This window comes from Haloarcula onubensis, from assembly GCF_031624605.1.
GTDB lineage: Archaea > Halobacteriota > Halobacteria > Halobacteriales > Haloarculaceae > Haloarcula > Haloarcula onubensis.
The window spans coordinates 217,523-243,409 of sequence record NZ_JAMQOS010000004.1; the positions used below are offsets into that span (position 1 = coordinate 217,523).

The following is a 25,887-nucleotide window of genomic DNA, read 5'->3' on the forward strand; positions in this document are numbered from 1 at the left end:
AGCCGCGCCAAACAGGGTTGGTGTGTGAAACCGACGCAGGGAGTCGTGCCCGAGATGTGACGCCCTGCAGTGACAACGGCGATGTGAGTCGAACCCGTACGCGCCGGTATGGACGACGCGACAGTGGTCGTGACGGGTGCGAGTCGAGGCATCGGCAAACAGGTCGCGCGGGCGGTCGCGGACGCCGGCGGTCACGCGGTCGTCTGTGCCCGCGACGCGGACGCACTCGACGGGGTGGCCGACGATATCGCGGCCGAGGGCGGCGCGGTCACGGCGGTCCGGGCCGACGTGCGCGACGAACTGGACGTCGAGCACCTGATGGAGCGGGCGACCAGAGTCGGCGGGGCCATCGACGCCGTCGTCGCAAGCGCCGGCGTCTACCACGGGACGCCCGGCCAGACCCCGCTTCAGGAGGAGTCTTACGCCGCGTTCGACGACCACCTGCGGACCAACGCGCGGGGCGTGTTCGCCACCGTCCGCGAGGCGGTCCCCCACTTCGCCGAGGGCGCCCGCGTGGTCGTTCCCACGGGCGCGGTCGCCCGGGACGGGGAGCCCGGCTACGGCTCCTACGCCGTCTCGAAGGCCGCCGCCGAGGCGGTGGTCCGGGGGTTCGCGGCCGACCTCGACGCCGCCGTCGGCGCGGTCGACCCCGGCAACGTCGCTACCGACCTCTCAGGCGAGGGCGGCCGCGACCCCGCCGACGCGGCCGGGATGGTGCTGTGGGCGCTCGGCGACGCGCCCGCCGCGGACCTCGACGGCGCGGTGCTGGACTGGGGCGACTACCGACGGGCCACCCGGTAGCACCGACGGACTTATTACTAACAACACAGTTGTATCGACTAATGGCTATTAACAACGAGTCTGTTTTTAATAACCTCGGGGAGTACTCGCTGCTCGGGCTGGGGAGCGTGGTCGCGCTGGTCCTCCTGTCGGGGCTCGCCGTCACCGGCGGCGCGCTGAAGGTCCTGGTCATCTCCTGGGTCGCCTTCGCCGCGATGGGCCTGGGCGCCTGGCTGGGCGCCCGCGCGACGGCGACCAGTCCCCATCGGCTCGTCTGGGGCTACGGGCTCGCGAGCGGCGCGATGGTCACGTCGGCGGCGATGTTCCTCGTCCCGCAGGCGATGGGGCTTGGCACCGCCGCCGGCACGCCCCGCATCGGCGGTATCGGTATCGCCGCGGGCATCGTCGCGGGCTACGGCACTCACACTATCGGCCACCGGCTGACCCACCTCGATGCGAGTTTCGACACGACGGCGGCGGCCATCGCGGCCCACGCGCTCTCTGCGGGGCTCATCATCGGTCTGGTCTACGCCTCGATGCCGACGCTCGGACTCCTGCTCGGACTGGCTATCGTCTCGCACAAGGGGCCAGCGGGGTACGCCGCGGCCCGGCGACTGGTCCGTGACGACAAGTCCGCGACGGCCCTCTTGCTCCCGGCGGCCGGGGTCGGCCTGACGGCTATCCCGTCCGCACTGCTGCCGATGCCGGCGAGCCCAACCGCCAACGCCGTCGTCTTTGGCTTCGCCGCCGGTATCTTCCTCCACGTCGCGATGGACTTCCTGCCCAACTGCGACGCCGGCAGCGAGATAGACGAGGTCTGCTCGCTGCAGGAACACTCCCACGGCCTGCTGGACGAACTGCGGACCCACGCCGTCGGCTCGACGGTCGTCGGCGCCGCCCTCGTCGTGGCGGCGTGGGTCGCGGTTTCGGCCTGAAGCGACTGTTCAGGCATCGTCGCCGTCAGCCGACGAGATGACGTGTCTCAACCGGTCCTGCCGACCGGGCACGTCGAGCGTGTACTGCGTCGACCTGTCGCCGTCGGGCGGGACGGCGTCGACGGTGTGGCGCTTGCTCGCGCCCGGGTCCAGTTCACCGGCGAGGCGGCCCACCGGGGTGTACGCGACTCTCGGTCCCTGTCGATTGAGCGCGAGGACGTACCGACCGGCGCCCTCGCCCTCGTTGGTCACCGTGATAGTGACCTGTGGGTTCGACCCGGCGCCCGCCGTCTCGGGGCCGTCGAGTGTCACCGAGAACGGGGGCAGAGGGTCTTCGAGCCGTTCGACGGTTTCGGCCGATGGCGCCCACCGCCCCTCGCCCCAGTAGAGTTCGGCGTCGGTCGCGTCGCCGGTTTCGGGCAGCCCGAACACGAGCGGACCGCCGTCTTCACCGTAGGTCTCGCCGGAGAAATCGCCGCGGTAGAGCGGGCGTCTGAGCTCTTCCGGGAGGTAGCTGGCGCCACTGAACCGAAGCTCTATGTCCGACCGGTCGGGGGCGTTCCCGGCCACGTCGACGACGAGATACTGGCCGGCGTCGTCTGTGACGCCGATGGAGTCGATTCTGGGCTGGACGATTCCGGGTTGGACCGCGGCGGCCGTTATCTCGACGTCGCCGGTCGAGTCCGGGGTGGTCGGTGCGTCACTCGGCGACGGCACCGGTGCGGGCGTCACTGTGCCGTCGGCCGTGGGCTCACCACTGGTGCCGGTACAGCCGCTACCGGCGACCAGCGAGCCGACGAGCGCGAGGAGATGGCGGCGGCGCATGGGCGGCGCTACCGGTGATTCCTGTAAATGCTTTCAGGTGACTCCGACTGGCGTTTCAGTTATACTCCCGCCACCGGTAGCCACACTCCTGGCACTTGAAGAATCGCGTCGGCGGCTCGTCGGCCGCGCCGGTCTGTTTGATGGTGTACCACGCTTTCGTGTGGCCACACGCCTCACAGACGACATCGTTCGCGGTGGGCTTGCCCTCGAAGTCGGCGCCTTCCTCCGTCTCGATGACGTCGTCGTCTGCCTGCTGGGCGGTGCTGACGAACTCGGCCGCGCGGTCGGCGTCCTTCTCGACGCTGGCGCCACAGGACTGACAGACCATCTCGTCGCCGTCGGTGTGCATCATCGAGCCGCAGTCGTCACAGAACTGCATACACGGCACTCGACGGGCCGCTCGGATGTGTCTTACTCCTCGTCTTCGAGTTGGCGCTGCTCGGCGACGACCGGACAGTTCAGCAGGCGGACCGTCGCCATGTCGAGGAACTCGATTATCTCGGCTTCGTCGTTCGTACAGCGGGCGTTTGGCGGCCGGGAGAAGTGCTCGCACTGCTCGCAAAAGCGGTGTTTCGACACCTCGACGTACCGGCTGTCGTCGACCGACGCCGCCGCTGGCTCCTCGTCCAGTGACTCCCAGACCTGGTCCGCGTCGAGTTCCTCGACGTCGACCGACTCGAAGACGCTCTCGCCCTCGCCGAAGGGGTCGCCCTCGCGGCCGTCCATTCCCCCGAACGGGTCGTCCCCACCGAAGAGGTCCTCGCTGCCGCCGCTACCCTCCCCAGCGGATGACCCGTCCGAGCCCGTCCCTGTGTCAGCCGGAAACAGGTCGCCCTCCTCGAGGAACTCCTCCTCGAAGGCCGGCTCCGCGTCGGTCCCGGCGGGGTCGGCACCGTCCGCCGAGCCGGGCGGTGCCGCGGCGCTGTCGCCGGTAGGACCGTCGTCGCCCTCGTCCGCGTCGGTCCCGTCCGGCCCCGCGTCGTCGAGGCGCTCGAACGGGTCGCCCTCGCGGTCGTCCGGCACGTCCAGCGCCTCGAAGGGGTCGTCGCGCTCCTCGTCACTCATCGGTCGGGCCCGCCTCTAGCTGTGCGGCGGTGACGAGCGACGCCTTCTTGCGGATGATGCCGCCCTCGGGCTGGACGTCCGACACCGTCGAGTTGCAGTGGGGACACTGCGGGTCGGTGAGTAGCCCGACGTGGACCGTCTCGCCGCAGTTCTGGCACGACGCCGCCGTGATGCCCTCCTGGGCCGCGGCGCGCTTGATGCGGTCGACGGCCTTCTGGTGGGCGTCGCGCCCGCCCTGGTTGTCCCGGAGGTCACTGACGACCCAGGCGACCCGTTTGAGCTTGTCCTCCGTGTCCTCGAGCCGCCGCTCGAACTCGTCGAAACGCGTCTCGAGGTCGTCGACTCGCTCGGTCTGGGCGGCGACGTCGGTCTCGAACTCGTCTCTGACCTCGACGAGTTCGCGGTTTAGCTCCGTGACGCTCTCGTCGAGCTCCGCGACCGTCTCGAAGGCCTCGTGGTCCGCGGGCGCCTTGCCGTCGAGCTCCCGTTTGAGCTGGACGACGCGCTCGCGGACGTCGGTAATCTTCCCGGCGAAGTCGTCCTCGATGTCGTCCAGTCGCCCCTCGACCCGGGACTCGACGGCGTCGGTGATGTCGGGTAACCGGTCACGGACCGTCGAGTCGACCCGTTCGTCGAGTACGTCGTCTACGGCCGCCGTGACGGCCGCGTCGAGTTCGTCCTGCATCGCGTCCTCGACGCGGCTCTCGACGTCGACAGCGGTCGACAGGTCGCCGTCGCCGCGCTCGCTCGTCGTGCGGTACGCCGCCAGCAACTGCGTCACGAGCTCCTCGCGCGGTTCGCCCAGCTCCCGCGCGCGTTCGTCCAGCCACTCGTCGAGCTCCGGCGGCAGCTCGACGGCGACCACCCCCTCGTCGGTCGACTCACTGGCCATTACGTTGGCTTCTACGGACGAGATAGTTAAGCGTTTGCCGCCAATTTCAGCAGACGAGACTGCCGGTCGCTCAGCGTATCTTCCTGACGTCGCTGATGTCGAAGCCGGCCTCGCCCAGTTCCGTCTCGAACTGGACGATGTTCTCCTCCTCTATCTGGGAGAGGACCCCGCGGAACTGCTTGACGACGAGCGTCCGGGCCCGCGTCGAGCCGCCGGACTCCCAGGAGAACTCCATGGTGCCGTGGGCGGCCTCGGAGAGCTGGCCCGTCCGCGTCGCGGACAGCGTCTCGTGGTTGAGGTGCATGAGGATGAGCCCGCCCCACTGGTGGGCCGCCCTCTGGATGCCCGAGACGAGAAACGTGATGTCGGCCCACTCGATGTCTTCGCCCATCGCCGCCACCAGGTCCGACAGGGAGTCGATGACGACGAGGTTGTTCGGGGCGATGTTGCTGAGTGTCGTCCCCAGCGCGCTCAGGAGGTCCTCGCGCTCGTGCCGGGCCCTGAGGTCTTTGATGTTGGGCGTCTCGTCGGCGTACCACTCCCGGGGCACCGGGCTCATGTGGAAGTACCGTTCGGACATGTCGTGGAACTGGACGCCCGCCAGGCCGGCGTCCAGCACCTCGTCGTCCATCGCCAGGCGCATCTCGTCGGCGAGTTGGCTCTCGCTCGCGGTAAAGGAGAGGTAGTGGACCGACTCGGGGAGTATCGCCTTCTCGGCGGGGTCGCCGTAGTAGAGGTCGAACAGCCCCGGGTCCTCCTCGGCCATCGCGTTGATGACCGCGCTGGTGTGCATGAACTCCCGGGAGCCCGCACCGGCCTGCCCCGACAGCAACACGACGCTCCCCGTCGGCGCGCCCCCGTTGATGATGGAATCGAGCTGCTTGACACCGAAAGGGAGGCGGTCCATACACGCCATCCTTACTGCGACCGCTTAAACGCTTGGCCCGGATTTCGGCCGGCGATACTCGAGGTCACACCGCAGGGCCGTCGTCCTCACTCGTCCTCGGCGAGCGACGCCCCGGTGTTTCGCGGGGCTGTCACGTGGACCTCGCCGCCGACGCCCGCCGCCTCCAGCGCCCGGTAGCCCGCTTCCTTCGCCTCGCGTGTGCCGCCGGCGTCGGTCAGGCCCCACACCGTCGGCCCCCACGAGGACTGGCCGGCGCCGGTGACGGCCGGGGCGTCTGAGAGGTGTTCGACGATACTCCCCGCGGGCGGGCGGTAGACGCCGCCCTGCTCGTCGGCGTACCACGCGCCGTTGAGCCGACCCAGACGGGCCGCCGCACCGCCGAAGTCCCGGCGGCTCCGGGTCGCGATAGCGGGCAAGAGTCGGCGGGTCAGCAGCGCCGATACCTGGTCGGCGATACCGGGGTCGGCCCGCTCGATGGCCGTGCGCATACTCCGCTCCTCGGCGCTACCGCTCCGACCGGGGTCGGTGTCGGGCACCACCAGCACGAAGCGCCAGTCCGCGGGGACGTCGTGACGCGCCACGACCGGCGGGACCTCCCAGTCGCCCTCCGCGGGGGGCTCGTGGGTGAACCGCTCGGTGGGGTGGCCGCCGTCGACGACGAACCCGCCGCTCTCGAACGTCGCGACGCCGATGCCGCTGCGCCCGCCCCGGCCCAGTCGCGGGGCGACCGTCCGCGCGTCCGCGGTCGTGTCGTGTGCACGCGCGACGGCGACGAGCGTCGCAAGCGCCAGCTGGGTCCCGCTGCCCAGGCCGACGTGGCGCGGGAACCGCTCGCGGACCCGAACGGTCGCGCCGGGCACGTCCAGCACGTCCAGGACGCGCCGGGCGTACGGTTCGGCCGCGTCGTCGCAATCGAGCACGTCGGCCGGTTCGGCTTCGACCACCAGCCGCGGCCCCTGCAGCGCGAGCCCGACGCCGCCGTAGAGCCGCTCGTGGGCCAGCGAGAGGTTCTGGAAGCCAAAGTGCAGTCTCGCCGCCGTCGTGACCGTCGCCATTACCAACGGTTCGCGCTGGCGCGGAAATGAACCTACCGTCACCGGAGGCTTTCGCCAGCCCCGCGTGAGACGATACCACGAGTACAAGTTGTTTAAGGTCCCCCGCGGCTATCGACGGTGTATGAGCAAGCAGGAAGCGCCAGAGCGCGAGGAGTCGGGCAAGGACCCGAACCTGCGCAGCAGCGAAGTCACCGAAGGGACCGACCAGGCCCCATCCCGGGCGATGTTCCGGGCGATGGGGTACGACGACGAGGACCTCCGGAGTCCGATGGTCGGCGTCGCAAACCCGGCGGCGGACATCACACCGTGTAACGTTCACCTGGACGACGTGGCCCAGTCTGCCTACGACGGCGTCGACGACTCCGGCGGGATGCCCATCGAGTTCGGCACCATCACCATCTCCGACGCCGTCTCGATGGGGACCGAGGGGATGAAGGCCTCGCTCATCTCCCGCGAGATGATAGCCGACTCCGTCGAACTCGTCTCCTTCGGCGAGCGAATGGACGGGCTGGTCACCATCGGCGGCTGTGACAAGAACATGCCGGGGATGATGATGGCCTCTATCCGCACCGACCTCCCGAGCGTCTTCGTCTACGGCGGCTCTATCATGCCGGGCGAACACGACGGCCGCGAGATAACAATCCAGAACGTCTTCGAGGGCGTCGGCGCCGTCGCCCAGGGCGAGATGAGCGAGGACGAACTCGACGAGATGGAACGGCACGCCTGCCCCGGTGCGGGCTCCTGTGGCGGGATGTTCACCGCGAACACGATGGCCTCCATCTCCGAGGCGCTGGGGCTCGCGCCGCTGGGGTCGGCGGCGGCGCCCGCCGAACACGAGGACCGCTACGACATCGCCGAGCGCGCCGGCGACCTCGTCGTCGACTGCATCGAGAACGACCGCCGCCCCTCCGACATCCTCTCGAAGGAGTCCTTCGAGAACGCCATCGCACTCCAGGTCGCCACCGGCGGCTCGACCAACGCCGTCCTCCACCTGCTGGCGCTGGCCGCCGAGGCCGACGTCGACCTCGCTATCGAGGAGTTCGACGAGATATCCCGACGGACGCCGAAAATCGCGAACTTACAGCCCGGCGGCACCAAGGTGATGAACGACCTCTTCGAAATCGGCGGCATCCCGGTCGTGCTGCGCCGCCTGCTGGAGGCCGACCTCATCCACGGCGACGCGATGACCGTCACCGGCCGCACTATCGCCGAGGAACTGGCCCACCTCGAAGAGCAGGGCGAGATTCCCGACGACGACGAGATAGAGGCGGACTACCTCTACAGCGTCGACGAGCCCTACTCCGAGGAGGGCGCCATCAAAATCCTGACGGGGAACCTCTCGCCGGACGGCTCAGTGTTGAAAGTCACCGGCGACGACGCCTTCCACCACGAGGGCCCCGCGCGGGTCTTCGAGAACGAGGAGGACGCCATGGAGTACGTCCAGACCGGCGAAATCGAGTCCGGAGATGTCATCGTCATCCGCAACGAGGGGCCACGGGGCGGCCCCGGGATGCGCGAGATGCTCGGCGTGACCGCTGCCGTCGTCGGCGCCGGCCACGAGGACGACGTGGCCCTCCTGACCGACGGCCGCTTCTCCGGTGCGACGCGTGGCCCGATGATAGGCCACGTCGCCCCCGAGGCCTACGTCGGCGGCCCAATCGGCGCCATCGAGGACGGCGATACCGTCACGGTGGACATCCCCGACCGGCGCCTCGACGTGGACCTCTCCGACGACGAACTCGAGCGACGCCTCGACGAGCGCGACGACCCCGAACCGCCCTACACCGACGGCGTGCTCGCGAAGTACAACCGCGACTTCGGCTCGGCGGCCAACGGCGCGGTGACGAACCCCGGCGCGAAGTGGGACTGAGCACCGCCGAAGGCGCTGGGAACGTCGTGCGGCGTCCGACCGTCGACACGCCACGGTGCCCCCGAACCGTCCTGTAGTGAGCGAGTTCCTGTTTTATCCCTCGCCGTCCATGTTCGTCTATGGACAGCCCCGGTCCCGAACCCGACCGCGTCCCGCTCCAGCGGCAGTTGACCGCGGAGTACATGCGGATGGCGGGCGGGCGGAGCAACGTCCACGGACTCGTCGAGGTCGACGTCACCGACGCCAGGGAGCGGATTCGGACCATCGAGGCGGAGACCGGAACGGCCCTCTCGTTTACCGCCTTCGTCGTCTCCTGTCTGGCGGCCGCCGTGGCTGAACGGCCACGTGTGAACCGCTATCACGACTGGCGAGGGCGGGTCCATCAGTTCGAGGACGTGGACGTGAACGTCCTCGTCGAGCGGGCGGGCAACGGCGAGCGCGTCGGTGTCCCCCACGTCGTCCGGGCGGCGGACCGGCGGAGCGTGCGGTCGATTCACCACGAAATCCGGCGCGTCCAGTCGGACACGTCGCCGCCCGACGCGGCCCGATTCGCCGGGCTCACCCGTCGCCTTCCGGGGGTGGTCCGGCGACAGATGTGGCGCCTGCCCCAGTTGTTCCCGACGAGGTGGAAGCGACTGGCCGGCACCGTCGCCGTCACCTCCGTCGGGATGTTCGGCACCCGGAACGGGTGGGCCATCAGTCCCACGAACTACACACTCCAGCTAACGGTCGGCGGCATCGGGACCAGGCCCCGCCTGATAGACGGCGAACTCCGGTCCCGGGAGTTCCTGAGCCTCACCGTCACGTTCGACCACGACGTCGTCGACGGGGCCGAAGCCGCGCGGTTCGTCGAGCGCCTCGGCGAGCGCCTGGAGGCCGGGGCCGGTCTGGACGGCGTGTCCGCCGAGTGAATCGTGGTCCGGCACTTTGCGGTGCGATAACCGCACCGAAGGCGCGATTCGCGCCATTTACACACACGTCCTCGATGACCGCTCCCACAGGGCGCTCTTCGAGTGCGCGAGGAAGGGGTCGCCGAACACGGTGCGATGGCAAGATAGGAGTGGGCCGGGACGCAATAGGCTGACAGTGACCGAGACGTACGTCTGTTCGCACTGCGAGGCCACCGTCACGCGCCCGTTCGAAATCCGCTCGCTCATCCGGACCTGCGGCGAGTGCGGCGAGAACGGTCGGTTCCTCCATCGGTCGCTGGTCGAGTCCTTGGGGAGCCTGCCGCGGGAGGAGTTGCCCGAGGACTGGGAGGCGATGCCGCTTGACGAGCGGTTCAAGCTGGCGCTCAGCGAGGGGCTGATACAGCTCACGCGGAAGTAGCGCGACCGCCGTGGTGTCAACCGAGACGGAGGTGGCCTACATTCTTAAGTTGGATAGCGCGGTTGGTGTGTGTATGCGCCCCACGCCGTCACGCTGGGCGACCGGTGCGGAGACGCTGGTCGGGTCACGGCCGTCCGCCCGGCCCGTCGGCGGCTGTCGGAACGACGGCGGCGGGGGAGAGGAGACGAAACCGTGAGCAGTATCTTCGGGTCGAAGCCCTCTGAGGCACACGTAATCTGGCGGAGTGGACGGGACGACAGCGGCACGAAGCGGTTCGACTTCGAGTATCTGGAGCTGTGGGCGGCCCACTTCGGCGCCGACTACGAGGAGTGGGAGCGGGTCGACCACGAGCGGGCCGACGAGTCGCGACACCAGCACGTCTGCGTGTTCGCGCGGACGGAACGGGGCGGTGCGGAGGTCTCGCTGGGCGGGGAGTCCTGGAGCATGGGCACCGTCGAGAAACCGCGGACGTTCGTCGAAATAGACGAGGCGGGGCTGCTCCGGTTGCGGGGCTGGTCCACCGAGACGACGCTGGACGTGGACGAACTCGTCGTCGACGGCGCGACGCTCAAGTTCCGGACGGCCGGCGGCGAGACGAAGTCAGTCGACACGCGGAAGCTGTCGCGCCGGGAGTAGAAGGGACAGGGGCCGCTGTGACCGGCCTCGACAGCGCGCCACAGCCGGTTCTGTCGTCCGACGGAACTCAGCGCGTGCTGACCGACCGGGTCTGTCGCACGTCCCGTGCCAGTTCCGCCGCGGCCGCGAGCCGGCGGTTCTGCGCTTCGGTGACTGATAGGCTCGCCCGCCCCTCGTGACGTCCGGAGATGGGGTCGAAGGCGGCCACGTCGAAGCCCATCCGTTCGAGATACCCTCGGAGTGCGTCCGACTTCAGGCCGTCACGTATCGCGGCGTTGACGTACTGGATGACCGCGTCGAACTCGGGGAGGACGACCTGGTCCTGCGTGACGCGTCCGGTATCGCCCTCGATGCGGACTTCGGCGTCGCGGATGTGTTCGACGGTGCCGGCGACGGTGTCGGCGAGTCGGAGGACCTCGCTCGGCAGTGCAGTGTCGGGGGACCGCCACTCGACGGTCCCGAACCGCTCCCGTATCTGGACCGGCGTCCAGACGGCGCTCTCGGGGTCGAACGACGAGACGACGGCCCGTCTGTCGACGCCCGCGGAGAGCGCCGCCGTCTCGAACTCCTCGTAGCGGCGTTCCAGCCGCCGTCGCCACTCCTCGGTGGAGTCGATGTAGCGCCAGAGCCGGCCCTGGTGTGGGAGGTCGTCGTAGGCCATCCAGCGGTAGAGTTTCGAGCGCGCACCGGCCGAGAGCACCCGGCCGCGGTACCGGCGGCTGGAGTTGACCAGCGCGAGTGCGGGGTCCAGCGCGACCAGCGTGTTCACCTGCTCGCACTCGCGGCCCGGAATCTGCTCGACGTGGACGTGCGTGCCGGCGCAGCGGCGGACGCACTCGAACTCCTCGCCGATGACTTCTCGCTGTATCCGCGTCCGCTCGCTGGGTACGTCGGCTATCTCGTCGGCGTGCAGCGGCGTCGCGAGCGGGACCAGCCCCATACCGTGGTCGTCGGCCACGTCGAGCACGCGCTCGATTCTGCCGAGCAGTTCCGCCCGCAGGGCCGCCGTGGTCTCGCATGGTGTCGTCTTTATCTCAAGCAGGGGCTCGACGAACTCGCGCTCGACGCCCGCGGAGGCCGCTACGAGCGGGTCGGGCTCGACGAGCCGTCCCTCCTCGTCGACGACCCAGTATTCGACCTCGATGCTCCGTCGTATCGGTTGGGATTGGTTTGCGGACACAGTGCGCTCGGTCTCCGTAGTCTCTGCGGCGTCGCCCGTTCCGTGTGGCCGTCCGACCGGGAGCTGTTCGGCTTCGAGTCGCCAGTGGGGGAGCAAAAGTGCTGTGTGTTACCATATCTGTATCTCCTTGGAGGGACTATATTGCTAGTATCCGTCGGCGACCGTGGCGCGCGGAACCGAAACCCGTTTTCCGTTCAGGGGCCTGTGACCGCAGTATGCACGTCGTCGTCAACGCCGCGATGAGCGCGGACGGGAAACTCGCCTCGCGCCGGCGCGAACAGCTCGCCATCTCCGGGCGCGACGACTTCGACCGCGTCGACCAGCTCCGGGCCGACAGCGACGCCGTCATGGTCGGGGTCGGGACCGTGCTGGCCGACGACCCGTCGCTGACGGTCAAAGACGAGTCGCGCCACGCCGACCGGTTGGACCGCGGCGAGTCGCGGAATCCGGCCCGCGTCGTCGCGGACTCGCGCATCCGGACGCCGCCCGAGGCCACCGTGCTCGACGACGCCGCGGAGACGTACCTCCTCACCAGCGAGGCCGCGCCCACGGACTTCATCGAGCAGATGGAAGAGGCCGGCGCGTACGTGCTGGCGGCCGGCGAGGACCGCGTCGACCTCACGACGGCGCTCGCCAAACTGGAGGGCGAGGGCATCGAACGGCTGATGGTCGAGGGCGGCGGCGAACTCATCTTCGGCCTCTTCGAGGCGGGGCTGGTCGACGAGCTACGCGTGTACGTCGGTTCGAAGGTGCTGGGCGGCCGGGACGCGCCGACGCTGGCCGACGGCGATGGTTTCGTCGAGTCGTTCCCGGAACTCGCACTTGAGTCGGTCGAACAGGTCGACGACGGCGTCCTGCTGACCTGGACCGTCGAACAGTAGCGCCGCGAGAACAGCTAGTGGTCGTGGCCGGTCAGTTCGGCGAAGGAGGCACCGAAACGCTCCTCGAAGAGGTCGAGGGTGAGTTCTTCGAGGTCCTGAATCCCCTGGTCGGCCTCGCCCTGGCCGTGGTGGACGGCACCGTGGATACGCTGAGCGAGCCCGAACATCGCGATGTCGCCGACGACGGCGGGGTCCGTCTCGTCGTTCTCGCGCAGCAGGTCGAGCAGTTCGCTCGGTACGGTCAGTTCGTCCTCGGAGTCCTCGCCTTCGATAGTCAGCGTGACAGTCTCGTTTGCCATGGTCCCCGATTCGCCGACCGCACAGAAGGGTCTGTCGGGTTCGTGCCCGGCCGCTGCCAGGGTGGCTCTCGGCCCGCTCTCTCGGGCGGTAGGACCGCCCGGCAGCGGCCGCTCACTGGTCCGCCGCGGTCACCGCGATGCCCGCGAGAACGACGGCCCCGCCACCGACGGTAAACAGCGTCGGTGCCTCCGACAGCAAGAGGAAGGCGAGTAGCGTCGAGCCGACGGGCTCGCCGAGCAGGGAGACGGAGACGACGCTCGACCGGAGATGCGCGAGGGCCCAGTTGATGACCGTGTGGCCGAAGAGACCGGGCCCGAGCGCGAGGCCGGCAAACAGCACCCACTCGCGGGCTGGGTAGCCCGTCAGTGGCGCTCCCTGCGCGAGCGCGATAGCCAGCAACACGACACAGCAGACGCTGTAGACGACGACCACGTACGGGACGAGCGAGACGCGCTGGCGCAGCGACCGGCCGGCGAGGACGTAGCCGGCGGCCATCACCGCGCCAAGCAGCGCGAGGGCGTTGCCGTACAGCGGGTTCGGTCCGACGAGCACGCCGGTGAGCAGGTCGCCAAGCGCCATCGCGAACATGCCGGCGACGGCGAGGAGGATACCGGCGACGATGCGCACGCTCAGGCGCTCCTCGAGCAGGAGCCACGCGCCCAGCGCGACGAACAGCGGCTGTGACTGGACGATGGTGACGCTGGCGGCCACGCTGGTCCAGGTCAGGCTCTCGAACCACGCGGCGAAGTGAACCGCGAGCGCGACGCCCGACAGCGTCGCGAACAGCAGGTCGCGGCGGCCGATGCGGTCGAAGTCGGACCGGTAGCGCCAGAGTGCGACCGGGACGAGCGGGAGCGTCGTGAACAGGACCCGATAGAACGCGGCGACTGTCGCCGGCGCGTCGCTCAGGCGGACGAGAATCGCGCCGGTGCTGACGGCGAGGACGGCGACGGCGAGGCCGACGCCGGGGTGGATTGCCTCCTCGGTGTCTGTGAGCACACCTCTCATGTGAAACGTGACTTCGCCGTGGCGTCGCTGGTCGACCGGAACACGAAAACGGTTGGATTAGCCGCCCAGGTACAGCTTCGACACTTCGTCGTTGTCCAGCAGCGAGTCGGCCTCGCCGCCAAAGCGGACGGTCCCCTGGTCGAGGACGTAGCCCCGGTCGGAGATGCCCAGCCCCTCCGTGGCGTTCTGTTCGACCATCAGGATGGCCGTGTCGAGGTCGTTGACCGCTTCGACGTGGCCGAAGACGTCCTGTGCGGTGTTTGGGGCCAGCCCCGCCGACGGTTCGTCGATGAGCAGCACGTCGGGCTCCATCACGAGCGCGCGGGCGAACGCGAGCACCTGGCGCTGGCCGCCCGAGAGGGTCTTCGCTTTCGCCGTGCGCTTCTGGTCGAGCAGCGGGAAGCGGTCGTAGAGGTCGTCCATGACCGCTTCGAGGCCGCCGTCGCGGGCGACCCCGCCCATGCGCAGGTTCTCGTCGATGCTGAGCGAGCCAAAGACGTTGTCGGTCTGTGGGACGTACCCGATGCCCTCGCGGACGATCTCTTCGGGCGCCATTCCGCCGATGTCCTCGCCGTGGTAGGTGACTGTCCCTTCCCACGGCGTGAGCATGCCAAAGACGGTCTTGAGGACGGTCGACTTCCCGGCCCCGTTCGGGCCGATGAGGCAGACGATCTCCTCCTCGTCGAGATGCAAGGAGCAGTCGTCCAGCACCTGCACCTCGCCGTAGCCGCTGTCGACGTGTGAGAGTTCGACGATGTGGTCGGCCGCGCCGTGCTCCGTCGTAGTGGTGTCTGTACTCACTGTTAGCCTCCGAGGTACGCGTCGATGACACGGTCGTCGCTCTGGACTTCGTCGGGTCGCCCCTCCATGAGCACGCTCCCCTGGTCGAGGACGATGACCGGGTCGGCCAGACTCATCACGAACTCCATGTCGTGTTCGATGAGCAGGAACGTCGTTCCCTGCTCGTTGAGCCGGCGAATCTGCTCGGCCAGTTTCTTGCGCAGCGTCGGGTTCACCCCGGCTGCCGGTTCGTCGAGCAGCAGGATGTCGGGCTCGGACAGCATCGCCCGTGCCAGTTCGACCAGTTTCATCTGGCCGCCCGATATCTTCGTCGCGGGCTGGGTCGCGAGGTGGTCTATCTCGAAGTCCTCGAGGATTCGGTTGACGTCCGCCATGTTCTTCGATTCCGCCTCGCCGACCGAGCCAGGCGAGGTGAACAGATTCAGGAACGACTCGCCGGGCTGTTCGCGCGGGCCGACGAGCATCGCCTCTCTGACGGTCATCCCCTCCAGTTTTCGGGGGGTCTGGAAGGTCCGAATCAGGCCCTGGTCGGCGATTTCGTACGGTTCCAGCCCGGTGACCTCGGTGCCGTTGACCGAGACGCTACCCTCGTCGGCCTCGTAAAAGCCCGAGATGAGGTTGAACAGGGTCGACTTCCCGGCCCCGTTGGGCCCGATGAGCCCGGTGATAGTTCCGCGTTCGACCTCGAAGGAAGCGTGGTCGGTCGCGACCAGCGCGCCGAAGGCCTTCACGAGGCCGTCGACGCGCAACACCACGTCGTCTTTCGACATCGTCGCCGCCGTCTGCTGTGTCTGTTCGCTCATTGTTCACCTGCTTTGGTCTCTCGGACGCCGGAGTCGGGCTGTTCGGGCGCTTCGTCGACGGTACCAGGCCAGATGAGCTCTCGCTGTGGGGGTAACACGCCCTGTGGCCGAAAGCGCATCAGCAGGACGATGATGAGCCCGATGAACAGCAGTCGCAGCGGGGCGGCCTCGAACGGGAGGCCCCGCGTCCCCTCGCGGATAGCGACGATGACGACGCCGCCAAAGAGGGCGCCGCGGTTGGAGCCGCTGCCGCCCAGGATGACCGCGACCCAGACGTAGAACGTCGTGATGGGGTTCAGGTCGCCCGGGCCGACATAGAGGTTCAGGTGGGCGTAGAAGACGCCCGCGAGCGCCATGATGAGGCTCCCGAGGACGAACGACTGCATCTTGAAGCTGTAGGTGTTCTTCCCGAGCGCGCGGGCGAGGTCCTCGTCGGAGCGAATCGTCCGCAGGACCCGTCCCCACGGCGACCGGTGGGCGCGTCGCAGGACCAGGTAGCTCACGACGACGAACGCGAGCACCAGCCCGACGTTCAGCAGCGCCTGCCAGAACGGCGTGTTGAGCACCATGGCGCCGGGGCCGGAGCCAAAGACGAGCGTGGGCATCGTCTCGGGAAGGGTCCCCAGAACTGGCCACCCCTCGAAGAAACTCGGGATGCCCCGGACCCCGGCGCTGCCGTTCGTCCAGGAGTCCTGGTTCTTGACGATGAGGCGGACGACCTCCGCCAGCCCGATAGAGGCGATAGCCAGGTAGTCGGCCCGGAGCCGGAGCGTCGGGATGCCGATGAAAAGCGCCAGGACCGCCGCGAGCGCCAGCGCGGCCAGGAGCCCGACCAGCGGGACGTAGCCGCCCGCTATCGGCGAACTGCTCGCGCTCGCCAGTGCCGTGCCGTAGGCGCCGATGCCGAAGAAGGCGGCGACGCTGAAGTTGATGAGCCCGGTGAAACCCCACTGGGAGTTGAGTCCCAGCGAGAGCAAGGCGTACATCCCCGCCAGACCGACGAGATAGAGGAAGTACGTCGGTCCGAGCCGGCCGGTGAGCAGGCTGAGCAGGAGCGCGAGCGCGGCGAGCACGACGAAGACGCTGACACCCTTCTCGGCGAACGTGAGGCCGTTCCAGTTCCCTTTCGGGTCGTCGACGAGCGACATCTAGCTCGCCTCCCCGGCGATACCGTTCGGTCGGAACAGCAACACGACGACCATGATGACGAAGGCTATCGCGTCGGCGTACTCGATGCCGATGGGGATGCCCCAGGCGTCGGGGACCAGCGGCAACAGTGCGCCCAGTTCCGACAGCAGCGGCGTCAGCTGGTTTATCATCCCGATGAGGAAGCCCCCGAGCATCGCGCCGTAGACGGAGCCGATGCCGCCGAGGATGACGGCGGCGAAGATGAGCAGGAGGAGGTTAAAGCCCATCCGCGGGACGAACTGGCTGTAGAGACCCAGGAACGCGCCGCCGGCGCCGGCGAGTCCGGCGCCGATGACCCAGGTCCACAGTTTGATGCGGTCGGTCCGGATACCGCTGACGCGGGCCAGGTCCGGGTTGTCGGCCATCGCGCGCATCTTCCGGCCGAGGTCGCTGTACTGCAAGAGGACGTGCAGGCCGGTGACCAGCACGACAGCCGAGACGACTATCGCCACGTCGTGCTGGGTGACCCGCACCCCGTAGGGCACCAGTGCATCGATGGGCCGGAGCGACTGGATACCGTACCGCGTGGGCTGGGCCCCGAAGCCGAGTTGGATGACCGCTCGGTAGATAAAGGCCAGCCCGATAGAGACGATGAGCAGCCCGATGGAGTCTAAGTCCATCCCGTCGTAGACGAGTTTCTCCGTGGCGACAGCGACGAACGCGGCCATCGCTATCCCGGCGACCAGCGCGACGAAAAAGCCCAGGGGCAACCCGAGCACCGTCGCGCCGAGGCCGCCGATGGCGCCGAAGGTGACCAGCGACGTGTAGGCGCCGATGGTCATCGTGTCGCCGTGGGCGAAGTTCGCGAAGTTCGCGATGGAGTACACCAGCGACAGGCCGATACTGCCGAGCACGATGATGCTGCTGTACACCAGCCCGCTGGCGAGTTGGTCGAGTACCATCGCTCGTGATCAGGAACTGATGAAGTCGATGCCTTCGTAGCTGTGGTCCTGCACCTGGAGCACCTGCAGGAACCCGACCGGGTCACCGTTCTCGTCGAAGTCGATGGGACCGCTGACGCCCTGGTAGTCCACGTCACTGGGGCTGCCGTCCGAGAGAATCTCGCTCGCGGCCTCGAAGGAGGTGACCTGCTCACCCTCCGGTCGGCTGACCTCCCGGACGACCTCGCCCAGCGCCGCGCCGGTAAAGGAGTCCGCGGCCTGGATAGCGAGCGCCGCGTTGATGACACAGTCGTAGGCGTAGGCCGCCCACGAGGTCGGGGCTTGCCCGTACTCGCTCTCGAACGCCGAGGCGAAGTCCTTGTAGTTTTGCTCCTCTACGGGCGCGGAGGGGACGACTATCTTCATGTCCTCCATGCTCCCCTCGGGGGTGTTAGTGAGGACGTTCTCGCCCGACACCGAGTCAGCGCCGTAGAGCATCGCCTCGTAGCCACTGGAGTATATCTCGTTGACCATCGTCGAGAACTCGGCCTGATAGGTGACGAACAGCCAGGCGTCGGCGCCCGAGCTGTTCATCTCCGAGATGAGCGAGGCGTAGGACTGCTGTTCCTGGTCGTGGGAGTTGTTGTAGGCGACCGACCCGTCCCAGGCGTTCGTGAAGGCCTCGGCCAGGCTCTGCCCGTAGTTGTTGTTGACGTAGGTGAGCGCGACCTCGTCGTAGCCGTCCTCGGCGATGATGTCCGCGAGCGCGGTCGCCTGCGTGCTCCCGGGCGGCGACATCCGGAGGAGCCCGGGGAAGTCAGTCAGTCCCAGCCCCGTCGAGTTCTGACTCAGTTGGACGACGTCGGTCCCCTGGACAACGCTCTCGTAGATGGCCAGCGAGACGCCGGAGCCGACGGCCCCGATGAGGAACGGGACGCCGTCCTGGTTGACGAGCTTCTGGGCGGCCGAAATCCCGCCCTGGTTCTCGCTGCCCGAGTCCTCGACGGTGATCTGCAACTCGCTGTCGCCGATACCGACCTCGTTGACCGCCGACAGGGCGAGGTCCTTCCCGCGCTGGTTTCGCTCCCCGAAGGCCGATAGCGACCCCGTCTGTGCGTCGACCATCCCGATGTTGTAGGCCTCACTCCCGGACGAGCCACCCGGCGAGCTACAGCCGGCCAGGCCGGCGATACCGACACCGCCGGTGAGTTTCAGCATCGTCCGTCGGTCGACCGAATTTGTGGTAAATTCTCGCATGGGTTCTTCAACGGTCTTTTTTCATAGATGTGCCTGAATTGTGCCCCTACCATGGTCGGGCGATGGTCCGTTTTCACGACTGCGGGCGTCCCTGTGCGTTGCTTTCCCTCCGCTCGTGTCAGAAATATTTGGTAGGGTCCTGCTATAGGGGAATCTGGTGCCTGTGACGTTGTATGATACCCCCAATTGCGAGCAACTTCGTGGCCGGTGAGACCCCGTCGGAGGCGCTGGACCACGTGGCGGACCTGAACGCCCGGGGAGTGAAAGGCATCTGCAACCTGCTCGGCGAACACTACGACGACCGCGCGGACGCGGACGCGGACGCCGATGCGTACATCGACCTGGCCGAGCGTATCGCCCGGCGAGACGTCGACGCGTGTCTCTCGGTCAAACCGAGTCAGATAGGTCTGGAGGTCGGCGACCGCGCCTTCGAGGAGAACCTCGCTCGCATCGTCGACGCCGCCGACTGCTTCGTCTGGATAGACATGGAGGACCACGACACGGTGGACGTGACCCTCGACGCCTTCGAGCGCCACGCCCGCGAGACGGACGGGAACGTCGGCGTCTGTGTGCAGGCCAACCTCAAGCGGACCGGCGAGACGCTCGAACGGCTGGCCGACTGCCCGGGGAAGGTCCGCCTGGTGAAGGGGGCCTACGACCCGCCGGCCAGTATCGCCTACAAGGAGAAGTCGAAGGTCGACGAGATGTATCGGGAGTACCTGACCTACATGTTCGAACACTTCGAGGACGGCATCGCCGTCGGTAGCCACGACCCGGCGATGATAGAGTTCGCACGGGACCTGCACGACGAACACGGGACGCCGTTCGAGATTCAGATGCTCACGGGCGTCCGCGAGGACGCCCAGTTCGAACTGGCCGAGGAGTACGAGGTGTACCAGTACATTCCCTACGGGAGCAAGTGGTTCTCGTACTTCTATCGCCGCGTCCGCGAGCGCAAGGAGAACGCGCTGTTCGCGCTGCGTGCCGTCGTCGGTGCCTAGGGGTCCAGCAGCTTCGCCTCGGCCTTTCTGAGGTGTTCCAGCAGGGTGGTCTTCGAGACGTCGAGGTCGGCCGCCAGTTCGCGTGTGTCACACTCCCGGGGCCACTCGTAGTAGCCCGCTTCGCGCGCGTGCTCGAACACGTCACGCTGTTTCGCGGTGAGCGTGTCGAGTCGGTGGTCCCGGACCGTCGTGGCCGCGGCCTCGCTCGTCGTGATGGAGTCGATACTGACCTCCGCGCCGGCGTCCTCGCGGACCCGGTCCAGGGCGTCCTCTATCCCGGAACGGTCGTCCACGAAACAGACCTGCCACTCCTCGCGGCCGTTCTCGATGCGGACCGGGGCGTTGTGGACGAACCCGTGTTCAAGCAGTGTCGGACATACCATGTCTTCGGGGTCGTATTCGAGGAAGAACTCCCGGACGACGTTGCCCGGCGCGTTGCGCTCGCGGCCGAACCGCTCCTGGAGTTCCGAGAGTTCGCCGGAGTGCTCGGAGTCGCGAATGGCCTCGAGCAGGTCGTTCACGGCCGGTTCGTCGTCGGCAAAGGCCGTGAACAGCCCCTTGACTTTGCCCCGGTGGTTCCCGTCGGTCGTCGGTGAGGTGTAAATCGAGTGTGCCAGTACCCCGCCGCTTGTCTCTCCTGTTGCCTTGATGGCCCAGCAGTTCGGATGCCAGAGGTCGAGTGTCAGCCACGTCGTTTCGCTCTGATTGACAACTGCCATTGTTACGATATGGACTCGGTAGAGTTATCCGTGTGTCGGTTTGCCAAACCCCTGCCGACCATGGTCGGGACGGCCCCGAAAATGCACGGTACAAACTCCGAGAGGCAGTTTCTGGCGGCCCCGTCCATGGTCGGATGGGTACTTTGGAGCGTGTCGGCGGTACACCGACCAATGGCAGAGACGTACCAGCACTACATCGACGGCGAGTGGACCGACGGGCACGGCTCCGAGACGTTCGACAGCGAGAACCCGGCCACGGGCGAGCAACTGGCGGCGTTCCACCGGGGCACCCCGGCCGACGTCGACGAGGCCGTTGCGGCCGCGGACGCGGCATACGAGGAGTGGCGCGAGCTCTCCCGCATCGACCGCGCCGAGTACCTCTGGGACGTCTACCGCGAACTCCGCGCCCGGACGGACGAACTCGGGGAAATCGTCACGAAGGAGTGTGGCAAGGAGATAAGCGAGGGGCGGGCCGACGTGGTCGAGGCCGCACACATGGTCGAGTGGGCCGCCGGCGACGCCCGCCACCCGAGCGGTGACATCGTCCCCTCCGAAATCGCGGCCAAGGACGCCTACATGCGCCGCAAGCCCCGCGGCGTCACCGGCTGTATCACGCCCTGGAACTTCCCCATCGCCATCCCGTACTGGCACATGGCCGTCGCGCTCGTCGAGGGCAACACCGTCGTCTGGAAGCCCGCCGAACAGACCCCCTGGTGTGCCCAGATTGTCGCGGAGATGTTCGAGGACGCGGGTATCCCCGAAGGCGTGTTCAACATGGTGCAGGGCTACGGCGACGCCGGCGCCGCCATCGTCGACGACGACCGGGTCCCGACGGTGCTCTTTACCGGGAGCGCCGAGGTGGGCCACGAGATAGCCGACGCCGTGGGCGGGGAGTCGGGCAAACGCGCGGCCTGCGAGATGGGCGGGAAGAACGCCGTCGTCATCACCGACCAGGCGGACATGGATATCGCGGTCCACTCCGCGGTGATGTCGGCGTTCAAGACGACCGGCCAGCGCTGTGTCTCCGCCGAGCGACTCATCGTCCACACGGATGTCTACGAGGAGTTCAAGGAACGGTTCGTCGAGGTGGCCAGCAAGGTCGCCGTGGGTGACCCGCTGCAGGAGGACACGTTCATGGGTCCGCTCATCGAGCCCGAACACAGGGAGAAGGTGACCGAGTACAACGACCTCGCCCGCGAGGAGGGCGTGAACGTCCTCGTGGACCGCACAGAACTCGACGCCGACGAGATTCCCGAGGGCCACGAGGACGGCGTCTGGGTGGGCCCGTTCGTCTACGAGGCCGACCCCGACGCCGACCTGCGCTGTACCCACGAGGAGGTGTTCGGTCCCCACGTCGCCTTACTGGAGTACGACGGCGACATCGAGCGCGCCGTCGAGATACAGAACGACACCGACTACGGGCTGGCCGGGGCCATCGTCTCGGAGGACTACCGTCAGATAAACTACTACCGCGACCACGCCGAACTCGGGCTGGCCTACGGCAACCTCCCGTGTATCGGCGCGGAGGTCCAGTTGCCCTTCGGCGGCGTCAAGAAGTCCGGCAACGGCTACCCGTCGGCCCGCGAGATAATCGAGGCCGTCACCGACCGCACGGCGTGGACGCTGAACAACTCCAAAGAGATTCGGATGGCTCAGGGGCTCTCGGCGGACATCATCACCGAGGACGATGACTGAGCGAACGACCCACGGCGCGGTCGCCTGTTCGAAGTGTGCGGGGCGGGTCCGCTCTCGGGGCGGTGTCGCAGTGTGCCCGTCGTGTGGTTGGGTGCCCCGGCGGGGCGCCGACTGAGAAGCGCCGCTCAGGCCCCGGCTGTACTGCCGTTTACACTGTTCGGGGCGGCCGGCTTCCGTTCGACGCGCTCCTTGAGCGCGGTGTTCATCGCCCTGAAGCCGCTGCGGATGCTGCCCTCGTGTAACAGCACGCCCACGAGGACGCCCGGGAACGTCTCGCTGTGGTGGAGCCGTGTCAGACCGTCCTCCAGCGGTTCGATGCGGAACTCGTGACGGCCGTCGAACACCCCCCGGACGCCCAGTCGGCCGACCCACTCCAGTCGCTGCCCGGGCACGACGGCGGTCACGCGGGGTCTGAACGACAGCTCCCGGCCGTTCGGGGGTCGAATGTTGAAGTGCAGGCGTTCGCCCTCCGCCGCGGCCCCCGACGCCGTGAGGATGAACGGATTCCACTCGGTGTAGGCGCCAAAATCAATCAGCGTCTCCCAGATACGCTTCGGCGTCGCGGCGATGTCGATGGACGTATAGATAGTTGACATGCGTACATATGTGGTCGGCCACGAGCTTACAGTCATACTGCCACGAGAGGCGCTCTGAGGCGCTTCAAACGCCGGTGCGGCGACAGAATCAGTCGTCGGCTTCCGCGGCCGCCTCGGACTCCGCCTCGACGTCCGGCAGGTCCTCGAGGTACTCGTCGGCGTCGATGGCGGCCTTACAGCCCATCCCCGCCGCGGTCACGGCCTGCTGGTAGTGGTAGTCGACCACGTCGCCGGCGCCGAAGATACCCTCTACGTCGGTGGCGGTCTGGCCCCCACCCTTGCCGCCCTTCGCGACGATGTAGCCGGTGTCGTCCAGTTCCACGCCGGTCTCCTCCAGGTAGTCCGTGTTCGGCGTGTGACCGATGGCGATGAACACCGCGCCGACGTCGAAGTCGAACGTCTCCGTCTCCGCGTCGTCGAGCTTCTCGCTGGGGTGGCCCGACTCGTTTTGCGCCAGCGTCACGTGGTCGACACCCTCCTCGGCCGACCCGTGCATCTCCAGCAACTCGGTGTTGCGCATAATCTCGATTTCGCCGGCCTCGACCTTCTTCCCGACCTTCTCTATCCAGTAGTCCTCGGCGCGGAACTCCTCGCGGCGGTGGGCGATGTACACCGTGTCGGCGAACTTCGTGAGGAAGTGCGCTTCCTCCATGGCCGCGTCGCCGCCGCCGACGACGAGCATGTCCTCGCCGCGGAAGAAGGCGCCGTCGCAGGTGGCACACGTCGAGACGCCGTAGCCCATCAGTTCGTCCTCGCCGGGGACGCCCAGCGTCCGGGCGCTGGCGCCCGAGGCGGCGACGAAGGCGTCGCAGGTGTAGACGGTGCCGTCGCGGAGTTCGACGCGGAACGGCCGCTCGTCGTCCGCCACGTCGGTGACGATGCCGTGCTGGAGTTCGGAGCCGAACTGCTCGGCCTGCGCTTTCATCTTGTTGATGAGCTCCGGTCCCGACAGGCCCTCCGGGAAGCCGGGGTAGTTCTCGACCTCGCTGGTCAGCGTGAGCTGACCGCCCGGCTCGTCGCCCTCCAGGACGAGCGGGTCGTTGTTGGAGCGGGCCGCGTAGATGGCGGCGGTGAGCCCCGCGATGCCGGTCCCGGCCACGATGAGTCGGCGGTGTTCGATGGCGTCCTCGGTCATGGCCACGACTACTGGATACCGGGCTTTGTAGCTTGCGCTGTCGTGTGACAGACGGGACGAGACCGATTCGAGCGGGCCCTTGCCCACCGCTCCCGGCCGCGGGCGACAGACCTTAGGCCGCCCCGGAGCGTTCTCCGGACATGGCCGCCGACATCGAGGAGAAGACCGACCGCTACGAGGGACTGCTCGCGGAGGCGCTCGACGCCGCCGAGGTGGCGCCGCCGGAGGGGACGCCGATGCACGACGCCGCGCTCGACTGCGAGGAGATGGCGGCGGCGTATCTCGACGACGGCCGCCACTTCCGGGAGGCGGACGACCTCGTCAACGCGCTCGCCTCGTTCTCGTACGGCCACGCGTGGCTGGACGCCGGTGCGCGAATCGGGCTGTTCGACGTGCCGACCGAGGGGCATCTGTTCACGCAGTGAGCGGGCGCAACCGAATTCTAGTTAGAATCTAGGAATGATTTATGTCCCGGTAGTCCTATCTCCCGTGCGGAGTCTTATCATGATGCCAACAAGAAGGCGCGTCTTGCGGAGTATCGGTGCGGGAACGGCCGTACTCACACTCGGTTCCGGGGTCGCGGCGGCCGAGGACCACGACGACGGGGACGGCGACGCGAGGGTGCGGGTCGCCCACGCGTCACCGGACGCCCCGAACGTGGACGTGTTCGTAGACGACGCGAAGGTCCTCGCCGACGTGCCCTACACCGCCGTGAGCGGCTACCTCGAACTGCCAGCGGGAACCTACCAGGTGACCGTCGCGGCCGCAAGCGACGCCGAAGAGGCGGACGAGGCCGATACGGTGGTCTACCAGGAGGACGTCACCTTCGAGGACGAGGCCTACACCGTCGCGGCCATCGGCGAACTCGACCCGGACGTGAGCGACGAGGCGTTCCGCGTGGCCGTCTACGAGGATTCCCTCGACAGACTCGACGAGGACACCGGTCGGGTCCGGGTCGTCCACGCGTCGCCCGACGCCCCCGCCGTCGACGTGCGGGTGGTCGACGACGGGTCGACGGTGCTGACGCTCGCCGACGGCATCGAGTTCGGCGAGGCCAGCGAGAACGTCGAGGCGGCGGCGGGGACCTACTCCGTCGCGGTGTTCCCGGCCGGCGCCGACGAGGACCTCGACGAGGCCGTCTTCGGCCCCGTGGACGCCGAGGTGCGCGACGGGGAGGTACTGACGGTGTTTGCAATGGGCTTTGTCACCGAGGACGCCGAACCCGAGTTCGAACTGGTCACGGCGTACGAAGACGCCGAGCGAGACGACGACTGCGACGACTGAGGGTCGAGCCTCGGCAACCGATTTCTTCACCGAGGTGGCGGGTCGGTGGGCTTACGTAGCCGCCCTGAGTTGCCAACGACGATGGAGGCCGTCCTCTGGTACGTCCTGACGAGCACGCGGGGCGGGACCAACCGCATCCGCATCCTGAGGGCGCTGGACGAACGGCCGCGAAACGCGAACAAACTGGCCGAGGAACTGGACCTCGACTACAAGACGGTGCGTCACCACCTCGACGTTCTGGAGGAGAACGACATCCTCACCGACAGCGGCGACGACTACGGCGCGGTGTACCTCCCGACAGACCGTGTGCACAACTACTGGGACACCGTCGAGCAGATAATGGAGAGCGCAGAGTGACTATGGCTGAATTTGGGAAAGAGTATATCCCCGAAAGCGGGAAAAGGTCAGGTAATGGTCGGCTGGATTGACCTCGCACGGGCCGCCGTCGGTCTCAACGTCCTCCTTCTGGCGGCGCTCATCTACGTGTGGGGCCGGAACTACCTCCAGATTCGGTCGAAACACACGCTCGGCCTGCTACTGTTCGCGGTGCTGTTGCTGGGCGAGAACGTCTTCGCGCTCTACTTCTACTCGCTGAACCCGCTGCTGTCGGCGTGGTTCAGTACGAAGGTGCCCGACCCCGCCTGGCAGGCGATGGTCTCCCTGCACGTCTTCGAGGTCGTGGCCCTGGCCGTGTTGGCCTGGATTACCTGGGACTGAGTTCGCGGCTCCCGTCCCGGCGCTGGTTTTATACCTCGATACGGTAATCGGAGCCTGTTCCGCCGCGTCTCTTCCGAAGCCTAACCACCACACGTGGGCCGAAATATGGCGCAATTTGGGTGATAGTCCGGTCCTAGTTAGGTAAAT

At 67.6% G+C, this 25,887-nt stretch carries 31 protein-coding genes; 14 read left to right on the forward strand and 17 right to left on the reverse strand.

Going from position 1 to position 25,887, the window contains the following annotated elements; genetic code table 11:
• The first annotated feature begins 108 nt into the window (after positions 1-108).
• Positions 109-801, forward strand: coding sequence for an SDR family NAD(P)-dependent oxidoreductase (locus tag NDI86_RS13150; protein WP_310900896.1), 693 nt, complete (start codon positions 109-111; stop codon positions 799-801).
• Positions 802-842: 41 nt separating this feature from the next.
• Entirely contained in the window at positions 843-1,715 is an 873-nt protein-coding gene (locus NDI86_RS13155; RefSeq protein WP_310900897.1) for a ZIP family metal transporter, read from the forward strand.
• A gap of 9 nt (positions 1,716-1,724) precedes the next feature.
• On the opposite strand, the gene NDI86_RS13160 is transcribed toward NDI86_RS13155, so the two are convergent.
• The 6 genes from NDI86_RS13160 to NDI86_RS13185 form a co-directional block, all read right to left on the reverse strand.
• Positions 1,725-2,540, reverse strand: coding sequence for a hypothetical protein (locus NDI86_RS13160; protein ID WP_310900898.1), 816 nt, complete (start codon positions 2,538-2,540; stop codon positions 1,725-1,727).
• A gap of 55 nt (positions 2,541-2,595) precedes the next feature.
• Complete coding sequence (locus NDI86_RS13165; RefSeq protein WP_310900899.1) at positions 2,596-2,919, reverse strand: transcription factor S; 324 nt, start codon at positions 2,917-2,919, stop codon at positions 2,596-2,598.
• Positions 2,920-2,951: 32 nt separating this feature from the next.
• Complete coding sequence (locus tag NDI86_RS13170) at positions 2,952-3,605, reverse strand: DUF8135 domain-containing protein (protein WP_310900900.1); 654 nt, start codon at positions 3,603-3,605, stop codon at positions 2,952-2,954.
• Positions 3,598-4,497 (reverse strand): hypothetical protein, encoded by a 900-nt coding sequence (locus NDI86_RS13175; RefSeq protein WP_310900901.1) that lies wholly within the window; start codon positions 4,495-4,497, stop codon positions 3,598-3,600. Before NDI86_RS13175 ends, NDI86_RS13170 begins: the two co-directional genes overlap by 8 nt.
• A 70-nt stretch (positions 4,498-4,567) precedes the next feature.
• Positions 4,568-5,404 carry an RAD55 family ATPase gene (locus NDI86_RS13180; RefSeq protein WP_310900902.1) on the reverse strand — a complete coding sequence of 279 codons (837 nt, stop codon included), beginning with the start codon at positions 5,402-5,404 and terminating at the stop codon, positions 4,568-4,570.
• An 86-nt stretch (positions 5,405-5,490) separates the two neighbouring features.
• Positions 5,491-6,459, reverse strand: coding sequence for a beta-ribofuranosylaminobenzene 5'-phosphate synthase family protein (locus NDI86_RS13185; protein ID WP_310900903.1), 969 nt, complete (start codon positions 6,457-6,459; stop codon positions 5,491-5,493).
• A gap of 121 nt (positions 6,460-6,580) precedes the next feature.
• Here NDI86_RS13185 and ilvD point away from each other — a divergent pair, with 121 nt between their 5' ends.
• The 5 genes from ilvD (at position 6,581) to NDI86_RS13210 (ending at position 10,294) form a co-directional block, all read left to right on the forward strand.
• Positions 6,581-8,329: a dihydroxy-acid dehydratase gene (gene ilvD, locus NDI86_RS13190; protein ID WP_310900904.1), complete on the forward strand. Its 1,749-nt coding sequence runs from the start codon at positions 6,581-6,583 to the stop codon at positions 8,327-8,329.
• 119 nt (positions 8,330-8,448) lie between these two features.
• Complete coding sequence (locus NDI86_RS13195) at positions 8,449-9,240, forward strand: 2-oxo acid dehydrogenase subunit E2 (protein WP_310900905.1); 792 nt, start codon at positions 8,449-8,451, stop codon at positions 9,238-9,240.
• Positions 9,241-9,415: 175 nt separating this feature from the next.
• Positions 9,416-9,658 carry a hypothetical protein gene (locus NDI86_RS13200; RefSeq protein ID WP_310900906.1) on the forward strand — a complete coding sequence of 81 codons (243 nt, stop codon included), beginning with the start codon at positions 9,416-9,418 and terminating at the stop codon, positions 9,656-9,658.
• Positions 9,659-9,731: 73 nt separating this feature from the next.
• Positions 9,732-9,854, forward strand: coding sequence for a hypothetical protein (locus NDI86_RS13205; RefSeq protein WP_310900907.1), 123 nt, complete (start codon positions 9,732-9,734; stop codon positions 9,852-9,854).
• Positions 9,851-10,294 (forward strand): hypothetical protein, encoded by a 444-nt coding sequence (locus NDI86_RS13210; protein ID WP_310900908.1) that lies wholly within the window; start codon positions 9,851-9,853, stop codon positions 10,292-10,294. Before NDI86_RS13205 ends, NDI86_RS13210 begins: the two co-directional genes overlap by 4 nt.
• Positions 10,295-10,361: 67 nt before the next feature.
• Here the strand turns inward: NDI86_RS13210 and NDI86_RS13215 are convergent, their stop codons facing one another.
• Positions 10,362-11,474, reverse strand: a complete 1,113-nt coding sequence (locus NDI86_RS13215) for a glutamate-cysteine ligase family protein (protein WP_310900909.1) — start codon at positions 11,472-11,474, stop codon at positions 10,362-10,364.
• Between the two features lie 215 nt (positions 11,475-11,689).
• On the opposite strand from NDI86_RS13215, the gene NDI86_RS13220 reads away from it, so the two are divergent.
• Positions 11,690-12,355 (forward strand): 2,5-diamino-6-(ribosylamino)-4(3H)-pyrimidinone 5'-phosphate reductase, encoded by a 666-nt coding sequence (locus tag NDI86_RS13220; protein ID WP_310900910.1) that lies wholly within the window; start codon positions 11,690-11,692, stop codon positions 12,353-12,355.
• A gap of 14 nt (positions 12,356-12,369) precedes the next feature.
• Here NDI86_RS13220 and NDI86_RS13225 read toward each other — a convergent pair whose 3' ends face one another.
• From NDI86_RS13225 to NDI86_RS13255, 7 genes are all read right to left on the reverse strand, one after another.
• Positions 12,370-12,654 (reverse strand): DUF7545 family protein, encoded by a 285-nt coding sequence (locus NDI86_RS13225; protein WP_310900911.1) that lies wholly within the window; start codon positions 12,652-12,654, stop codon positions 12,370-12,372.
• 112 nt (positions 12,655-12,766) lie between these two features.
• Positions 12,767-13,663, reverse strand: a complete 897-nt coding sequence (locus tag NDI86_RS13230) for a DMT family transporter (protein WP_310900912.1) — start codon at positions 13,661-13,663, stop codon at positions 12,767-12,769.
• A 57-nt stretch (positions 13,664-13,720) separates the two neighbouring features.
• Complete coding sequence (locus tag NDI86_RS13235; RefSeq protein ID WP_310900913.1) at positions 13,721-14,464, reverse strand: ABC transporter ATP-binding protein; 744 nt, start codon at positions 14,462-14,464, stop codon at positions 13,721-13,723.
• Positions 14,465-14,466: 2 nt separating this feature from the next.
• Positions 14,467-15,267: an ABC transporter ATP-binding protein gene (locus tag NDI86_RS13240; protein WP_310900914.1), complete on the reverse strand. Its 801-nt coding sequence runs from the start codon at positions 15,265-15,267 to the stop codon at positions 14,467-14,469.
• Positions 15,264-16,415, reverse strand: coding sequence for a branched-chain amino acid ABC transporter permease (locus tag NDI86_RS13245; RefSeq protein ID WP_310900915.1), 1,152 nt, complete (start codon positions 16,413-16,415; stop codon positions 15,264-15,266). Before NDI86_RS13245 ends, NDI86_RS13240 begins: the two co-directional genes overlap by 4 nt.
• Positions 16,416-17,357, reverse strand: a complete 942-nt coding sequence (locus tag NDI86_RS13250) for a branched-chain amino acid ABC transporter permease (protein WP_310900916.1) — start codon at positions 17,355-17,357, stop codon at positions 16,416-16,418. It abuts the gene before it with no gap.
• A 9-nt stretch (positions 17,358-17,366) separates the two neighbouring features.
• A complete protein-coding gene (locus NDI86_RS13255; protein WP_417936271.1) occupies positions 17,367-18,593 on the reverse strand; it encodes an ABC transporter substrate-binding protein in 1,227 nt (408 codons plus the stop codon).
• Between the two features lie 173 nt (positions 18,594-18,766).
• Between NDI86_RS13255 and NDI86_RS13260 the strand changes: the two genes are divergently transcribed.
• Positions 18,767-19,594 (forward strand): proline dehydrogenase family protein, encoded by an 828-nt coding sequence (locus NDI86_RS13260; RefSeq protein ID WP_310900918.1) that lies wholly within the window; start codon positions 18,767-18,769, stop codon positions 19,592-19,594.
• Here NDI86_RS13260 and NDI86_RS13265 read toward each other — a convergent pair.
• Positions 19,591-20,313 carry a helix-turn-helix domain-containing protein gene (locus NDI86_RS13265; RefSeq protein WP_310900919.1) on the reverse strand — a complete coding sequence of 241 codons (723 nt, stop codon included), beginning with the start codon at positions 20,311-20,313 and terminating at the stop codon, positions 19,591-19,593. The two genes, NDI86_RS13260 and NDI86_RS13265, sit on opposite strands and share 4 nt — an antisense overlap.
• Before the next feature lie 171 nt (positions 20,314-20,484).
• Here NDI86_RS13265 and NDI86_RS13270 point away from each other — a divergent pair, with 171 nt between their 5' ends.
• Positions 20,485-22,008, forward strand: a complete 1,524-nt coding sequence (locus tag NDI86_RS13270; RefSeq protein WP_310900920.1) for an aldehyde dehydrogenase family protein — start codon at positions 20,485-20,487, stop codon at positions 22,006-22,008.
• 125 nt (positions 22,009-22,133) lie between these two features.
• Here NDI86_RS13270 and NDI86_RS13275 read toward each other — a convergent pair whose 3' ends face one another.
• Together NDI86_RS13275 and NDI86_RS13280 are read right to left on the reverse strand one after the other, a co-directional pair.
• The gene (locus tag NDI86_RS13275; protein WP_310900921.1) at positions 22,134-22,604 is read right to left on the reverse strand and encodes an SRPBCC family protein; all 471 of its coding nucleotides are present in this window, start codon (positions 22,602-22,604) and stop codon (positions 22,134-22,136) included.
• Between the two features lie 88 nt (positions 22,605-22,692).
• Positions 22,693-23,739: an NAD(P)/FAD-dependent oxidoreductase gene (locus tag NDI86_RS13280; RefSeq protein WP_310900922.1), complete on the reverse strand. Its 1,047-nt coding sequence runs from the start codon at positions 23,737-23,739 to the stop codon at positions 22,693-22,695.
• A gap of 140 nt (positions 23,740-23,879) precedes the next feature.
• Here NDI86_RS13280 and NDI86_RS13285 point away from each other — a divergent pair, with 140 nt between their 5' ends.
• From NDI86_RS13285 to NDI86_RS13300, 4 genes are all read left to right on the forward strand, one after another.
• On the forward strand, positions 23,880-24,164 hold the full coding sequence (locus NDI86_RS13285) for a DUF357 domain-containing protein (protein WP_310900923.1): 285 nt from the start codon (positions 23,880-23,882) through the stop codon (positions 24,162-24,164).
• A gap of 79 nt (positions 24,165-24,243) precedes the next feature.
• On the forward strand, positions 24,244-25,023 hold the full coding sequence (locus tag NDI86_RS13290; RefSeq protein WP_310900924.1) for a DUF4397 domain-containing protein: 780 nt from the start codon (positions 24,244-24,246) through the stop codon (positions 25,021-25,023).
• 81 nt (positions 25,024-25,104) lie between these two features.
• The gene (locus tag NDI86_RS13295; protein WP_310900925.1) at positions 25,105-25,380 is read left to right on the forward strand and encodes an ArsR/SmtB family transcription factor; all 276 of its coding nucleotides are present in this window, start codon (positions 25,105-25,107) and stop codon (positions 25,378-25,380) included.
• A 54-nt stretch (positions 25,381-25,434) separates the two neighbouring features.
• Positions 25,435-25,740 carry a DUF8036 family membrane protein gene (locus tag NDI86_RS13300; RefSeq protein ID WP_310900926.1) on the forward strand — a complete coding sequence of 102 codons (306 nt, stop codon included), beginning with the start codon at positions 25,435-25,437 and terminating at the stop codon, positions 25,738-25,740.
• Positions 25,741-25,887: the final 147 nt, after the last annotated feature.

Coding starts and splice junctions, on each gene's coding strand:
- NDI86_RS13290 (WP_310900924.1), top strand. CDS start 24,244: ATGATGCCAACAAGAAGGCGCGTCTTGCGGAGTATCGGTGCGGGAACG.
- NDI86_RS13245 (WP_310900915.1), bottom strand. CDS start 16,415: ATGTCGCTCGTCGACGACCCGAAAGGGAACTGGAACGGCCTCACGTTC.
- NDI86_RS13205 (WP_310900907.1), top strand. CDS start 9,732: ATGCGCCCCACGCCGTCACGCTGGGCGACCGGTGCGGAGACGCTGGTC.
- NDI86_RS13220 (WP_310900910.1), top strand. CDS start 11,690: ATGCACGTCGTCGTCAACGCCGCGATGAGCGCGGACGGGAAACTCGCC.
- ilvD (WP_310900904.1), top strand. CDS start 6,581: ATGAGCAAGCAGGAAGCGCCAGAGCGCGAGGAGTCGGGCAAGGACCCG.
- NDI86_RS13165 (WP_310900899.1), bottom strand. CDS start 2,919: ATGCAGTTCTGTGACGACTGCGGCTCGATGATGCACACCGACGGCGAC.
- NDI86_RS13230 (WP_310900912.1), bottom strand. CDS start 13,663: ATGAGAGGTGTGCTCACAGACACCGAGGAGGCAATCCACCCCGGCGTC.
- NDI86_RS13260 (WP_310900918.1), top strand. CDS start 18,767: ATGATACCCCCAATTGCGAGCAACTTCGTGGCCGGTGAGACCCCGTCG.
- NDI86_RS13285 (WP_310900923.1), top strand. CDS start 23,880: ATGGCCGCCGACATCGAGGAGAAGACCGACCGCTACGAGGGACTGCTC.
- NDI86_RS13240 (WP_310900914.1), bottom strand. CDS start 15,267: ATGAGCGAACAGACACAGCAGACGGCGGCGACGATGTCGAAAGACGAC.
- NDI86_RS13265 (WP_310900919.1), bottom strand. CDS start 20,313: ATGGCAGTTGTCAATCAGAGCGAAACGACGTGGCTGACACTCGACCTC.
- NDI86_RS13175 (WP_310900901.1), bottom strand. CDS start 4,497: ATGGCCAGTGAGTCGACCGACGAGGGGGTGGTCGCCGTCGAGCTGCCG.
- NDI86_RS13180 (WP_310900902.1), bottom strand. CDS start 5,404: ATGGACCGCCTCCCTTTCGGTGTCAAGCAGCTCGATTCCATCATCAAC.
- NDI86_RS13255 (WP_417936271.1), bottom strand. CDS start 18,593: ATGCGAGAATTTACCACAAATTCGGTCGACCGACGGACGATGCTGAAA.
- NDI86_RS13295 (WP_310900925.1), top strand. CDS start 25,105: ATGGAGGCCGTCCTCTGGTACGTCCTGACGAGCACGCGGGGCGGGACC.
- NDI86_RS13195 (WP_310900905.1), top strand. CDS start 8,449: ATGGACAGCCCCGGTCCCGAACCCGACCGCGTCCCGCTCCAGCGGCAG.
- NDI86_RS13160 (WP_310900898.1), bottom strand. CDS start 2,540: ATGCGCCGCCGCCATCTCCTCGCGCTCGTCGGCTCGCTGGTCGCCGGT.
- NDI86_RS13170 (WP_310900900.1), bottom strand. CDS start 3,605: ATGAGTGACGAGGAGCGCGACGACCCCTTCGAGGCGCTGGACGTGCCG.
- NDI86_RS13250 (WP_310900916.1), bottom strand. CDS start 17,357: ATGGTACTCGACCAACTCGCCAGCGGGCTGGTGTACAGCAGCATCATC.
- NDI86_RS13300 (WP_310900926.1), top strand. CDS start 25,435: ATGGTCGGCTGGATTGACCTCGCACGGGCCGCCGTCGGTCTCAACGTC.
- NDI86_RS13155 (WP_310900897.1), top strand. CDS start 843: ATGGCTATTAACAACGAGTCTGTTTTTAATAACCTCGGGGAGTACTCG.
- NDI86_RS13150 (WP_310900896.1), top strand. CDS start 109: ATGGACGACGCGACAGTGGTCGTGACGGGTGCGAGTCGAGGCATCGGC.
- NDI86_RS13185 (WP_310900903.1), bottom strand. CDS start 6,459: ATGGCGACGGTCACGACGGCGGCGAGACTGCACTTTGGCTTCCAGAAC.
- NDI86_RS13275 (WP_310900921.1), bottom strand. CDS start 22,604: ATGTCAACTATCTATACGTCCATCGACATCGCCGCGACGCCGAAGCGT.
- NDI86_RS13270 (WP_310900920.1), top strand. CDS start 20,485: ATGGCAGAGACGTACCAGCACTACATCGACGGCGAGTGGACCGACGGG.
- NDI86_RS13225 (WP_310900911.1), bottom strand. CDS start 12,654: ATGGCAAACGAGACTGTCACGCTGACTATCGAAGGCGAGGACTCCGAG.
- NDI86_RS13280 (WP_310900922.1), bottom strand. CDS start 23,739: ATGACCGAGGACGCCATCGAACACCGCCGACTCATCGTGGCCGGGACC.